Below are 13,874 nucleotides of genomic sequence, written 5' to 3' on the forward strand. Positions count from 1 at the left end.
TTTCACTTCACGGCGTCGCTTATTTGCTCATGGAATGACCCAGGACAATGCGCTCCAGATTGGCAGGCAGCTCCCGAATCCGCTTTCCGCAGGCGTCGTCGATGGCATTGATGATGGCGGGGGCCACGTTGCAGGTGGCCGGCTCGCCCAGGCCCTTGGCCCCCAGGGGTCCGATCTCACTGGGGATCTCCAGGGCGATGGCGTGGATCTGGTCCGGCACATCCAGCGCCGTGGGCACGATGTAGTTCTCCAGGTTCAGGTTCCGGATGCGGCCCTCCTTGAGGTCCACCTCTTCGGTGAGGGCATAGCCGATGCCCATGGCCACGCCGCCCCGGATCTGTCCCTTGACTTCCTCCATATCCAGTGCATGGCCCACGTCGTGGACGGCAAAGTAGTCGTCCACCGACACGGCGCCCGTCTTCAGGTCCACCGTGACCTCGGCCGCTGCCGCACCGTAGACCCAGGACCAATAGGCGTCGCCCACGCCGGTGCTCCGGTCGTAGTTGAAAGGAGGAGCCGCAAAGTAGCCCAGGGAGTTGAGGTGATCGGAGTTATTGAAGGCGTCCCCGATGACCTCCAGAAGGGCCACCGAGTTGGCCGGATTTTTGGCGTCGGTGATCTTTTCCTCGGCAAAGACCACATCCCGGGTGCCCAGGCGCTTCTCGGCGTAGCCGGTCAGCTTCTCCCGCACGCTGAGGCAGGCCTTCCACACCGCGCCGCCGGAGAACACGGTGCCGCGGGTGGCCACCGTGGGACCGGCATCGGTGAGGTAGCCGGTATCCACCGGGGTGACGTGGATCTTCTCCCGGGCCACGCCCAGGGTCTCATGGACCACGCTCACCAGCATGTTGGGGCCGCCCTGGCCCACCTCGGCGATGGAGGAGGCCACAGTGACGCTCCCATCGGGCTGGAGGGCGATCATGCCGCTGGCGGTGTCAATGCCCTGACCGGCCGCGCCGAAGGACTCGCCCCGGTGCAGGAAGGCGATCCCCAGGCCCTTTTTCGTGCCGGTGTGGCTGGCGTTGTAGGCGGCAATGCGCGCCCGCCGCTCCTGGATCTGAGCCGCTTTGTCCAGGGCCTCATAGCACTGGTCCAGGGTCACGTTGGTCATGTGCTGGCCGGTGGTGGAGGTACATCCCTCATAGAGCATGTTCTTCTTGCGCAACTCCACCGGGTCCATGTGCAGCTCCTTGGCGATCTCGTCCATGAGGGACTCGGAGCAGAAGTCCACCTGGGGCGAACCGAAGCCACGCAGGGCGTCGGAGTAGACGTTGTTGGTGTAGACGCTGGTGGAAATCGTGTCGATGTTAGGCACGATATAGGGACCCGCCGCCTCAATGGCCATACGGGTGGTGACCGGGAAGGTCTTGCTCTTATAGGCTCCGCCGTCCAGCACCAGCCGGACCTGCATGGCCTGGAGCTTGCCGTCGTCATTGAAGCCCACCTTGTAATGGGCGTGGATGGGATGGCGCTTGGTCCCCTCCATGATGGACTCCTCCCGGGTGAGCCACACCTTACAGGGCCGGCCCAGCAGGGTGCTCACCAGCGCCGCCCGGCTGGAGGCCATGGCGATGTCGTAGTTCTTGCCGCCGAAGGAGGCGCCGATGGTGGCCAAGATCACCCGCACCTGGGTGTAGGGCACGCCCAGGGTCTCGGCCACCGTCTTGCGGATGACAAAGGGGCTGTTGACCGGGCAGCGGACGATGACCTCGTTGGTCACCGGGTCGGTGTAGGCCACGGCCGCCTCGGTCTCAATGCAGACATGCTGGACCCGGGAGGTCACATAGTCCCGCTCCAGGATGTGGTCGCAGTGCTGGAAGGCCTCTTCCACATCGCCCCGCTGGGTCTTCCAGCGGCAGATGGTGTTTCCGCCCTCGTGGATCAGAGGGGCGTCCTCATCCAGGGCGCGGAGGGGATCGAAATTGGCGGGGAGCTCCTCATACTCCACCTGCACCAGGGCGGCGGCCTCCTCGGCCTGCTCCCGGGTCTCGGCGGCGATGAGAGCCACCGCGTCGCCGATGTAGCGCACCCGGTCGCCGCAGATGACGGGCCGGTCACAGGGCTGGTTGGGGATGCCGGGGATGTCCTTGGCGGTGAACACCCGAAGCACGCCGGGGACCTGCTCGGCCCGGGCCGTGTCGATGGAGCGAATGCGCCCGCTGGCGATGGTGGAGCGCACGACCTTACAGAAGACCATACCCGGCATCTGGATATCATTGGCATAGATGGCCTTGCCGGTGACCTTGGCCAGGACATCCCTGCGGTTGTTGCTCATAAACGATCCCCCTTCTCAGTTCTCTTCCCAATCCCGGTAGGGAGAGCTGTAAATTTCCTTCCCCAGGGCGTCGCACACCGCGTTGAGCACCGCCGGATTGGAGGGCACCACGGCAGCCTCGCCGATGCTCTTGGCACCATAGGGGCCGTTGGGCTCATAGGCCTCAATGAAGTCCACCTGGATGCTGGGCATCTGGTCGGCGGTGAACATCTTGTACTTGCGGAAATTGTTGTACACGTTGCGGCCGTTCTCATCATACTTGAGTCCCTCGCACAGGGCGTAGCCCAGGCCCATCTGGATGCCGCCGTGGAGCTGGCCCTCAATGCCCATGCGGTTGATGACCTTGCCCACGTCGTGGACGGCCACATAGTCGGTGACGGTCACCTTGCCCGTGGCCTTCTCCACCTTGACCCGGGCGAAGTGGGCGCCGTAGGCGGTGGGACCGTTGGGCATGGGATAGGTCTCGGAGCAGATGATCTCCCGCTTGGACTTATCCTGGGCATAGACCACCACGTCGCTGAGCGAGACCGTCTTGTCCGTGGCCTTGGAGTGGACGCCGCCGGGGACCAGCTCCAGGTCCTCCTCCTTCTCCTCCAGGAGAAGGGCGGCCTCCTTCACCAGCTCACGGCCCACCGACTCGGCGCACTTCTTGGCAGCGCTGGCCACCACGAAGATGCCGTGGCTGGAGTAGTCGCCCAGCTGCCAGGGACAGGCATCGGTATCTGCTTCCATGGTGGTGATGGACTCCAGGGGGATCTGGAGGGTGTTGGAGACCACCTGAGTCTGGGCCGTGACCGAGCCGTTGCCCATGTCGTGGGTACCGGTGAAGTAGGTGCAGGTTCCGTCCTCGTTCATCTTGAGCATGACGCAGGCCTGATCCCGGTGTGCGCCGAAGCAGCCGCAGCCGTGGGCGCCCACTGCCATGCCGACGCCGATGGAGTATTTTCCGTCCTCATCGGAGAGAGGCTTCCAGTTGGCCATCAGCTCCACGCCCCGACGGACGCAGTCCTTGGGATGGGGGTTGCCCAGCTTGAAGCCCATGGGATCGCTGTCCTCCGGGTTGACCAGGTTCTTCATCTGGAAGTCCACCAGGGACATGCCCAGGGCCTTGGCGATCTTCTGGAACTGGCGCTGCTGGCCGAAGAAGGCCTGGGGAGAACCATAGCCGCGCATGGCGCCGGCGATGGGGGTGTTGGTGTACACCGGGATGCCGGTAAAGCGCATATTGGGGATCTTGTAGACCTTGAATACCTTATGGCTCAGGGCACCCAGCACGTTGAGGGCGCTGGTGGCATAGGCGCCGGTATTCGTGATGATGCGGATATCCTGGGCCACGATGGTGCCGTCGTTCTTCACGCCGGTCTTGAGGTAGACCACCGAGGCGTGGCGGGTACGGGTGGAGTCGATGCAGGCCTGACGGGAGTAGGTCACCTTCACCGGACGGCCGGCCTTCATGGAGAGGAGGGCGGCCACCGGCTCCAGAGTCATCTCCAGCTTGCCGCCGAAGGCGCCGCCGATGGCGGGGGTCACCACCCGGATGCGGCTCATGGGCAGCTTGAAGATGCGGTGGAGGGCGATGCGGTAACCGAAGGTATTCTGGCAGGAGGTGTAGACCGTCAGCTTGCCGGAATAGTCGTAGTCGGCGATGGACACATGGGGCTCAATGGCGCAGTGGTGCACCGCCTGCGTGGTATACCGGTCCTCAAAGATGCGGTCGGCCTGGGCAAAGCCCTGCTCCAGATCACCGGCGTTGTGGACCATGGTGGTGATGGCGTTCTTGTCGCCGTGGATGGGGTAGGCCCCCTCCTGCATGGCCTCCTCCGGGTCCAGATAGACCGGCAGGGGCTCATATTCCACCTTGATGAGTCCCACGGCCTTCTTGGCGATGGCCTGGGTATCGGCGGCTACCGCCGCCACACGGTCCCCCACAAAGCGGACCGTATCGTCAAAGACCCGCTCGGTGTCGGGGATCTGGTGCTCATAGAAGCGCACGGCGCTGTTGTACAGGGTATCGGGGGAATTCTTGTAGCACACCACGGCGCGCACGCCGGGCAGGGCCTCGGCCTCACTGGTATCAATGGACTTGATCTTGGCATGGGCCACCTTGCTGAACAGGACCTCGCCGTACAGCATCCCGTGGAGCTTCATGTCACCAACATACATCTTTCGGCCGGTCACCTTCAGTGCCGCGTCCCGAATGGGGGTACTCTCACCAATCCGGCTATAATCCTCCATATGTATTCATCTCCTCATCCGATTTACGGCCATCTGAGCTGCCCACGGCATCCTTTGACGTAGCCCGTACACGATTCACATAGCCTGGAGCCCGGTGCCGATGCCGCCGGTGCTCTCTGCACCGCCCGGTGGTTCCGACACTCAGGTATGCCCGGCGTACAGTAGCCGTTTTGTTTGCCTTGTGATTGAAAAATGCGTATAAAAAAGCAGGCGCTCCATCTTTTTTTGGATGGAGGCGCCTGCTTCCCTGTATTCTTCGTGCCAAACAAAGCTGCAGTTCCGCCTCCATCCAAACGGAGTGGTTCACATGCACGTCTTCATACACCCGCACCTTACCCTCACGGGCTCTCCCGGCGGCCAGGGTAGCAAGCACAATAGCTCTACCGCGCATAAGAGAGGGTCATACCTCGGTGTTCAGGTCACTTTGTCGGGACTTTGCGCTGCTCCTGGAAGCTTAGTGCTCCAGCAGCTTGGGGGACTGCTCCTTCACCAGAGCGTCGAACTCCTTGGAAGCGGCGGCCCGCTTGGCGTTCTCGGCGGACTGCTCCTCCACGAAGCTGGTGAGCGCGTGGGTGGGGCAGACGTCGGCGCACAGGCCACAGGAGCGGCACAGGGTGCGGTCCAGCTTCATCTCGGGGAACTCCACCTTGCGGGCGTTGTAGCAGCAGACGGTCTCACAGCGGCCGCACTTGGTGCACTTGCCGGGCTCGTAGTGGAAGCCCATGTCGGTGATGTTCTCGGTGCTGGGGAAGTTGGGCAGGGCCACGCCCATAGCCTCCTGGATGGAGGAGAAGCCCAGCTGAGCCAGACGGTCGGAGAGCTGATAGCACATCTTCTCCACATAGTCCAGGCCCTTCAGGATGCCCACGGAGCAGATGCCCACGGCGTTACAGCCGATCATCAGGTACTCGATGGCGTCGTCCGCCTTCATCACGCCGCCGGTGCCGTACAGGTTCTTGTAGCCGGGGATGTTGCGGGTGATCTGGCTGTTGATGCGCATGGAGATGGGCTTGATGGGGGCGCCGGTCATCCAGCCGTAGCCGTCGTTGCTCATCATGACAGGGGCGCGCTTCTCCACATCGATCATCAGGGTGGGGCCGATGGAGTCGATGGCGCAGATGCCGTCGGCGCCGTGCTCATAGCACTTCTTGGCGGTAGCCGCCGCGTCGGGCCAGTTGCCGGAGAGCTTGCAGATCACGGGGATGTTCACGTGAGCCTTGGCGTAGTCCAGCATGGGCAGCAGGGTGTCCTCGGTGTAGGAGACCAGCTCGATGATGTGCGCGCCGGCCTTCTCCACGTCCTTCACGATGGCCTGAGCCTCCATGGGGGTGTGGCCCACGGAGCCGATGACGATGGCGCCCGCCTTGACGGCCTCGGGGATCTCCTTCTCATACCACTGGAAGCGGTCGGAGTCGGCCCACTTCTCGCAGTTCAGAATGGCCTCGTTGTTGATCTTGGCCATGTGGTGGGCGGGGTTGATGGCGGCGCCCAGGCGGATGGTCTTGGTGACCACAGCGCCCACGCCGGCCTGATAGGCACGGATCATGCCCTCGGAGCCATAGGTGAGGGGGCCGGAGCCTACGATAAAGGGACTCTGGAGGTCATAACCACAGAACTTGACGCCAATGGAGGCGCCTTTCACCTTTTCCTTATCAAACATCTATTTCTCCTCTTTTCTCCGTCAGATTAGCCTTTCTGATACTCTTTGGCCGCGTCCTCAAAGGCCTCCACCAGCTGCTGATATCCGGTGCAGCGGCACAGGTTGCCGGCAATGGCCATCTTGATCTCGTCGCGGGTGGGGTTGGGCTTCTTGTCCAGCAGCGCCTTGGCGCTCATCAGGAAGCCGGGGGTGCAGAATCCGCACTGGAGGGCGTGGTGGTCCAGCACAGCCTGCTGCACCGGGTCCAGCTTGCCGTTCTTGGCCAGACCCTCCACGGTGGTGACATGCTTGCCCTCCACCGAGGCGGCCAGGACGATACAGGAGTCCACGGCCTCCCCTTCCAGGATGACGGTGCAGGCACCGCACTCGCCCACGCCGCAGCCTTCCTTGGTGCCGGTGAGGCCGGCCACGTCGCGGATGACGTCCAGCAGGCGGGCGTTCTCGTCGATCTCCAGGGAGACCGGCTCCTCATTGAGGATAAAATTCAAAGTGATCTTCTTCATATCCATTTACCCCCTCAGTCCTCGGGCAGCCCGGCGGCACGGCACAGCGCGCGCTGGATGAGGGCCTCGATGACAGGCTTCTTGTACTCGGTGGACCAGCGGATGCCGGTACGGGCGATCATCTCCTCGGAGACGGCCTTGCCGGCCTCCTCGAAGAGAGCGGCGGAGGGAGCCTTGCCCACGATGAGGGCCTCGGCCTTCTCCACCCGGTCGGGGGTGGAGAACACACAGCCGGGAGCGATGCGGGCGGCGGCGATGACGCCGTTTTCCATCTTCAGAGCCACGGCGGCGTTCATACGGGAGATGGCCAGAGCCTTGCGGCGGCCCAGCTTGATGAACGCGGTGGAGTAGTCGTCGATCCGGTCGATGAGAATGCTGGTGACCATCTCATGGGGAGCCAGCTTGAGCTTGCCGGCCTTCTCCATGGCGTCCTTCACCATCACTTCCCGCTCCCCGTCCACGCTGACCACTACCAGGCGGGCGTTCAGCGCCACAAAGGGAGAGAGGGTGTCGGCCGCGGGGGAGGCGTTGCAGATGTTGCCGCCCACGGTGCCCTTGTTGCGGATCTGGGTGGAACCCACGGTGGAAGAGGCGATGGAGAGGAAGGGCACATGCTTGCGCAGGACCTCCGACTCGTTGACCTCGGTGTGGCTGGTCATGGCGCCGATGCGGATGGAGTCCTCCCGGACCTCAATGCCGCGCAGCTCGGGCAGCGCCTGCACATCCATCAGGTATTCCACGTCCTTCAGGCGGGAGGAACCCTCCCGCAGCTGCACCATCAGATCGGTGCCGCCGGCGTAAGGCTTAACCTTCTCGCCGTATTCCTTCAGATAGCCCAGAGCTTCCTTCAGGGTCTGGGGCTTCAGATAACTCAGCTTCTGCATGGTATCCCCCTTATCTCAGCTTCTTGCCCAGCAGCACCCGCTCCAGGTTGGCGGGATTCTCACGGATGCGCTTTCCGGTGGCGTTGTAGATGGCGTTGGCGATGGCGGCGCCCACCACCTCGGTGGCCGGCTCGCCGATGCTCTTGGCGCCAAAGGTGCCGCGGGGGTCGTCGCACTCGAAGATGTTCACGTCCATCTCGGGCATATCGGCCGCGGTGGGCACGATGTAGTTCTCAAAGTTCTGGTTGCGGACCTTGCCGTTGCTCACTTCCACTTCCTCGGTGGTAGCGTAGCCCTGGCCCATCAGGATGCCGCCGTAGATCTGGCCCATGACCAGAGCGGGGTTGACGGCGGTGCCCACGTCGTGGCTGGCGGTGACCTTCTGCACGTCCACGTAGCCGGTCTCCATATCCACTTCGATCTCAGCCACCACGCAGCCGTAGGCGTAGTTGGGGAAGGCGACGCCCTGTCCGGTGTGGTGATCCTGGATGCAGGCGGGGGGCATATACCACTCATAGGCGGCCATCTGGCGGCCGGTCCACAGAGAGGCGTTGCACACGTCCTTGAAGGCGACCTTCACGTCGGGCTTCTCAGTGGTGTGGAAGAAGCCGTCCTCCAGCACGATCTGCTCGATGCTCTTCACGTTCTCCTGGTCCTTGAAGAAGCCCAGAGCCAGGGCGTTGGCGCGCATGATCTCGTTGAGCTTGTAGCCCACCTTGCGGGTGGACTGGGAGCCCATCACGGTGCCGCGGGAGGCCACGGTCATGCCGGAGTCGGCGATGGCCTGGGTATCGGTGCCGTAGAAGCGGCTGGCCTCGTAGGGCACGCCGATGGCCTCGGCAGCGATCTGGGCAAAGGCGGTCTTCAGGCCCTGGCCGTTCTCGGCAAGGCCGGTGTTGATGAGCACGGTGCCGTCCTCATTGGCGATAGCCATGGCGCCGGAGGCGTCGGGCGACTCGGCGCCCAGGCCGCAGCCGCGGTGGCCGATGGCGATGCCGATGCCCTTGCGCTTCTTGGTGGAGGTCTGGTGCTTATACTCCTCATGCTTGCGCTGGTAGTCGGTCTTCTCTGCGGTGTAGTCCATGACTTCCTGCATGTTCACGTGGTCCAGCACGGTGCCGGTGGCATTGGTGGTGCCGTCCTTGAGGCAGTTGATGCGGCGGAACTCCAGGGGGTCCATGCCCAGCTCCTCGGCGATCTCCTCAATGAGCTGCTCCTGGCCCCAGATCAGCTGGGGAGAGCTGTAACCGCGCATGGCGCCGCCGTGGATGTTGTTGGTGAACACGCCGTAAGTATCGGTCTTGACGTTGGGGATGGTGTAGGCGCCGCAGCTGTGGATGCTGGCGCGGGAGTTCATGAACTGGGTCTGGTTGTTGTAGGCGCCGCAGTTGTCGATCTGGGTGCCCTCCCAGGCCACGATATGTCCGTCCTTCTTCACGCCCACCTTGTAGCGCAGCAGGAAGGGATGGCGCTTGGCGCTCTCCAGGAAGGACTCCTCCCGGGAGAAGGTCATCTTGACGGGGCGGCCCACCAGGCGGCACAGATAGGCGCAGCGGGCGGCCAGCATGCCGACGCCCTCCTCCTTACCGCCGAAGCTTCCGCCCAGGGTCTCCTGGAACACGCGCACGTCGTGCATGCCCACACCCAGGATGTCGGCCACATAGCGGCGGGTAAAGAAGGGGTTCTGGCTGGAGGAGTGGACGGTCATCACGCCGTCAGCGGGATTCTGGATGCAGACCACGGCCTCGGGCTCGATGTAGGAGTGCTCGATGTACTGAGTCTCGTACTCCCGCTCGATGATGAGGTCGGCCTCGGCAAAGCCCTTCTCCACGTCGCCCTTGCGGATGGGGTAGATGGAGTCGGTAAAGACGTTGTCGGGATACTGCTCATGCACCGCAGGGGCGCCGGGCTTGATGGCGTCGCGGATGGTGTAGACGCCGGGCAGATCCTCATACTCCACCTCGATGGCCTTGAGGGCCTCGTCCACCAGGGCCTTGGTCTCGGCACACACGATGGCCACCACGTCGCCGGCATATTTGACCTCTTTGGTCAGGTACATGTAGGGGGCGTTGCCCGCGCAGCTCTTGGGCTTGGGCATATCGTCCGCCGTCACCACGGCCAGCACGCCGGGAATGGCCTTGGCCTTCTCGGTGTCGATCCGGGTCACCTTGGCGTGGGAGCGGCCGCTGCGCAGGCAGCCGCCGTACACCATATCGACAAATTTCAGGTCCGCGGCGTAGTGCGCGCGTCCGGTCACCTTGTCGATACCGTCGATGCGGGGGACCGAGTGGTTGACAATTTTATAATTCTTCTTCAGCTCGCCTAACAGGGGCATGAAATCACCTTCCTCTTGCATGGAAATCCCATCCGGAACGGGACCTTTTCTCCGGTGTTAAAGGTACAGTCGGGTCGAAAAAGTCCGGATTACTTGAACTTCCAGAACTCCGCACAGGCCTGACGCATGTCGGCGCGGGCCTTCTCAACGTCCAGCGTCGTGATAACGCCGTCCTTCTTGAGCTGCTTTCCGCCGACAAAGACGTTTTTCACGTCGGCGGGGTTCCGGTACAGGATCAGTTGGTCGTAAATATTCTTTTCGTTGATGGGCGTGGGCGTATCGTTCATGCTGACCGTGATCACGTCCGCCAGCATTCCCGGGGCAATACACCCCGTATTTTCCATGCCGAGGGCTTTGGCCCCCATATCCGTGGCCATCTGGTAGACCTGCCGGGCGCCCATCGCCTGTGGGTCCTGCCGATGTGCCTTGTGGATAAGAAATGCGCCGCGCATAACCTCGAAGAAATTATTGATGTAGCCGTCGGTGCCAATCCCAACCTTGACCCCGGCCTCCAGGAGCTCGGTGACCGGTGCGACTCCGCCGCCCACCTCGCAGTTGGACAGGGGCATGGTCACGGCACTGGCGCCGCTGCGGCCCAGGATGTCGATCTCCTCCTGGTTGACCTGTACGACCTGGGAGGCCAGGACATCGCTGTCCAGACAGCCCAGCTCATCATAGATGCACACGGGCTGCTTGCCGTAGTGCTCCTGGGTCCAGTTGGGTTCAAACACGCTCTCAGAGAGGTGCATATGGAATTTGGAGCCCAGCTCCTTTGCCATGGCGCGGGCCTTCTGCACATATTCCTTGGAGCAGGTAAAGAGGGTATGGATGCTCATCGCGCCCTTTACCAGAGGATCGTCGGCGTGATTCCGGATGAAATCCGCGTTCTCCTTCAGTCCAAGTTCTGCATTCTCGCTGCTCATCCGCTCGCAGGCCTCGAAGGTGAGGATGCCGCGCAGACCGGCCTCACGGATGACCTGAGCCTCCCGCTCCAGCGCGCCCGGAATGGCATTGGGCGCCTCCAGAATATCAAAGAAGGTGGTCACGCCGCTGTCGATCATCTCGACACTGGCCCAGCGGGTGGTGATCTCCGCCAGCTCCGGAGTGATCCGGTTCTCGATGTAGGGCCACCAGAAGTCGTCCAGGAAGCTGGAGAACTCGGTCACCACCGCATCGGTGCTGATGCCGCGGGAGAATACATTATACATATGGTTGTGCCCGTTGATGAAACCGGGCAGGATGACCTGGTCGGTAGCCTCGATCACCGTATCCTGCGCCTGAGCGCTCAGGGTCTCGTTGGGCCCCACTTCTGCAATGAGACCGTCCCTGAGCTTGACGCCCCATCCGGTCTTGAGACCTTCCTTCAGGAGCACTGCTCCGCCACGGATGATAGTTGCCGCTTCCATACATACACCCTTCCCGGCAGTCCCGGCGCCGAAACGTGTTCCGTTCTCTGGTAAACTCTCTGGTTTTCCCCAGACCGGTGAAAAAATGGCGACACATCTTGTCGCATGTGCCGCCATGTTTCGTTTCAGCGCACAGGCGCCTGTTTTTGAGTTCCTGCATCGCAGGGGAATGTTCCCCCCGCCCGCCGGCGCTGGGCCGGCGGGCGGAATGGGTCAATTGTGATTTGCCGAGGCTTAGCGGCGGCTGGCCACGTTGCCCATGGTCAGAGCCATCAGAGCCTTGATGGTGTGCATGCGGTTCTCGGCCTCGTCGTAGATGACGGACTGAGCGCTGTCGGCGACCTCGTCGGTGACCTCGATGCCGCGGTCAGCGGGCATGCAGTGCATGTAGATAGCGGTGTTCTTGGCCAGGCTCATGCGGCGGCTGTCGACGCACCAACCGGGATTGGCGTTGATCATCTCGACGCCGGTCTTCTCGTCGTCGCCCACGGCCATGATGGGGCCCCAGCCCTTGGCGTAGACCACGTCGGCGCCCTCGCAGGCGGCGTCCATGTCGTTGCAGACCTCGAACTTGGAGCCGTAGAACTCAGCGTTCTTGCGGGCGGTCTCCATGGCCTCGGGCATCAGCTCGAAGTCCTTGTTGGGCACAGCCAGGGTCACGTCCATGCCGAAGCGGGGCATCAGGGTGATCAGGGACTGAGCCATGGACAGGGGACGCATGTAGTTGCCGGCGGAGGTCCAGGAGATGACGAACTTGCGGCCCTTCAGCTCATTGTGGAACTTCTCCTTGATGGTGAACAGGTCGGCAATGGACTGAGTGGGGTGCCACAGGTCGCACTGCATGTTGTAGATGGGAATCTTGGAGTACTTAGCCAGCTTCTGCATGTAAGCATGGCCGCCCACCAGAGTGTTGCGCACGCCGATGCCGTGGCCCATGCGGGAGAGAACCTCGATGGTGTCCTGGGGGGTCTCGCCGTGGTCGATCTGAGTGGCCTTGGGGGTCAGGTAGTTGCCGTGGCCGCCCAGCTGGGTGATGCCGCACTCGAAAGCGTTACGGGTACGGGTGGACTCCTCGAAGAACAGCATGAACAGAGACTTGTTCTTCAGCAGCTCATCATACTTGTGGGTGTCCAGCAGGTTGTCCATCTTCAGAGCGGACGCCACGTCCATGAGGGTCTCCAGCTCCTCGTTCGTCCAATCCTGCTCACAGAGAAAATGCTTACCTTTGAGACCTGTCTGCATGATAAAAACCTCCCAAAAAATTTTTTCAAAAGTCTCTATATCTCTAGAATACTTTATGGTATAATCATACCAGCATCTCTCGAAAAAATCAAGGAGGAATTCACATGATTACAAAAAAAGAAGCGCTGGAAAAAATCAAGGAGTACGTGGCCTCTCAGGAAGAGGAAGTCATTCAGTTCCTGAAGGACTTCATCGCCATCGAGAGCGTCACCTACAACGAGGGAAAGGCCGTTGAATTTCTCGCCAATAAGATGAAGGAGTTCGGCTTCGACGAGGTCCGCATCGACAAGGTCGGCAACGTGGTTGGCCGCGTTGGCTCCGGCAAGACCGTCCTCCTCTACGATGCCCACATCGACACCGTGGAGCTGGGCGAGCCCGCCGACTGGGGCGGCATGAACCCCCTGGAGGCCCAGATGGAGGAGGGCAAGGTCCTCCGCGGCCGCGGCGCCGTGGACGACAAGGGCTGCCTGACCGGCATCACCTTCGCCGGCAAGGCCCTCAAGGCCCTGGGTCTGGATCAGGACTTCACCCTGTGGGTGTCCGGCTCCCTGTCCGAGGAGGACGTGGAGGGCTCCTGCGTGAAGGCCATGACCGAGGAGAACCCCGACATTAAGCCCGACTTCGTGCTGGTGGCCGAGGCCTCCGAGGGCCGCGTGATCCGTGGTCACAAGGGCCGCGCCCTCATCAAGATCACCGTTCCCGGCAAGTGCGCCCACGCCTCCACCGCTTGGCGCGGCGACAACGCCCTGATCAAGGCTCTGCCCATCATGGAGCGCGTGGACAAGTTCCAGGACTTCGTGGAGGATCCCTTCCTGGGTAAGGGCTCCATCGAGGTGACCAAGGTCGACTGTAAGACCCCCTCCCTGAACACCATCCCCGGTGAGGCCGTCATCACCTGCGACCGCCGCATCTCCTGCGGTGAGTCCATCGACGACCTGCTGGCCGAGGTCTCCCAGTTCTATAAGGATATCCCCGGTGTCACCGCTGCCATCGACACCGAGAAGGTCCAGACCTACACCGGCTATGACATCACCTGCGTGGACTACTTCCCCTCTTGGGTGCTGCCCGAGGATCATCCCCTGATCCAGTCCGGCGTGGATGCCTACACTGAGCTGTGGGGCGAGAAGCCCGTGGTCGGCTCCTGGGAGTTCTGCACCAACGCCACCCACCTGTGCGGCCGCATGGGCGTGCCCGCCATCGGCTACGGCCCCGGCGACGGCTCCCTGTGCCACTCCACTCAGGACAAGATGCCCATCGATGAGCTGATGAAGGCCATTTCCTTCTACGCTTCCCTGCCCCTGTTCGTTCCCAAGAAGGGCTAATCTACATCCCCT

General features: G+C 62.4%; 9 protein-coding genes. 1 reads left to right on the forward strand and 8 read right to left on the reverse strand.

The annotated features are described in order from the left end of the window. Positions 1-19: 19 nt before the first annotated feature. From GPK94_RS06560 to GPK94_RS06595, 8 genes are all read right to left on the reverse strand, one after another. The gene (locus GPK94_RS06560; RefSeq protein ID WP_101691906.1) at positions 20-2,275 is read right to left on the reverse strand and encodes a xanthine dehydrogenase family protein molybdopterin-binding subunit; all 2,256 of its coding nucleotides are present in this window, start codon (positions 2,273-2,275) and stop codon (positions 20-22) included. A 15-nt stretch (positions 2,276-2,290) separates the two neighbouring features. After that, positions 2,291-4,510: a molybdopterin cofactor-binding domain-containing protein gene (locus tag GPK94_RS06565; protein WP_215655241.1), complete on the reverse strand. Its 2,220-nt coding sequence runs from the start codon at positions 4,508-4,510 to the stop codon at positions 2,291-2,293. Between the two features lie 454 nt (positions 4,511-4,964). Then, a complete protein-coding gene (locus GPK94_RS06570; protein WP_215655244.1) occupies positions 4,965-6,170 on the reverse strand; it encodes a 4Fe-4S binding protein in 1,206 nt (401 codons plus the stop codon). A gap of 26 nt (positions 6,171-6,196) precedes the next feature. Next, positions 6,197-6,673: a (2Fe-2S)-binding protein gene (locus tag GPK94_RS06575; protein WP_101691903.1), complete on the reverse strand. Its 477-nt coding sequence runs from the start codon at positions 6,671-6,673 to the stop codon at positions 6,197-6,199. A 14-nt stretch (positions 6,674-6,687) separates the two neighbouring features. Further along, positions 6,688-7,557, reverse strand: a complete 870-nt coding sequence (locus tag GPK94_RS06580; RefSeq protein ID WP_186963363.1) for an FAD binding domain-containing protein — start codon at positions 7,555-7,557, stop codon at positions 6,688-6,690. Positions 7,558-7,567: 10 nt separating this feature from the next. Beyond that, on the reverse strand, positions 7,568-9,892 hold the full coding sequence (locus GPK94_RS06585) for a xanthine dehydrogenase family protein molybdopterin-binding subunit (RefSeq protein ID WP_215655247.1): 2,325 nt from the start codon (positions 9,890-9,892) through the stop codon (positions 7,568-7,570). Between the two features lie 89 nt (positions 9,893-9,981). Continuing rightward, positions 9,982-11,298: an amidohydrolase family protein gene (locus GPK94_RS06590; protein ID WP_193537279.1), complete on the reverse strand. Its 1,317-nt coding sequence runs from the start codon at positions 11,296-11,298 to the stop codon at positions 9,982-9,984. Positions 11,299-11,532: 234 nt separating this feature from the next. Beyond that, entirely contained in the window at positions 11,533-12,540 is a 1,008-nt protein-coding gene (locus tag GPK94_RS06595; protein ID WP_101691899.1) for an ornithine carbamoyltransferase, read from the reverse strand. 104 nt (positions 12,541-12,644) lie between these two features. Between GPK94_RS06595 and GPK94_RS06600 the strand changes: the two genes are divergently transcribed. Next, positions 12,645-13,862 carry a YgeY family selenium metabolism-linked hydrolase gene (locus tag GPK94_RS06600; protein ID WP_101691898.1) on the forward strand — a complete coding sequence of 406 codons (1,218 nt, stop codon included), beginning with the start codon at positions 12,645-12,647 and terminating at the stop codon, positions 13,860-13,862. The last annotated feature ends 12 nt before the right edge of the window (positions 13,863-13,874 follow it).

It is taken from the genome of Pseudoflavonifractor sp. MCC625 (genome assembly GCF_018784545.1).
Lineage (GTDB): Bacteria > Bacillota > Clostridia > Oscillospirales > Oscillospiraceae > Pseudoflavonifractor_A > Pseudoflavonifractor_A gallinarum.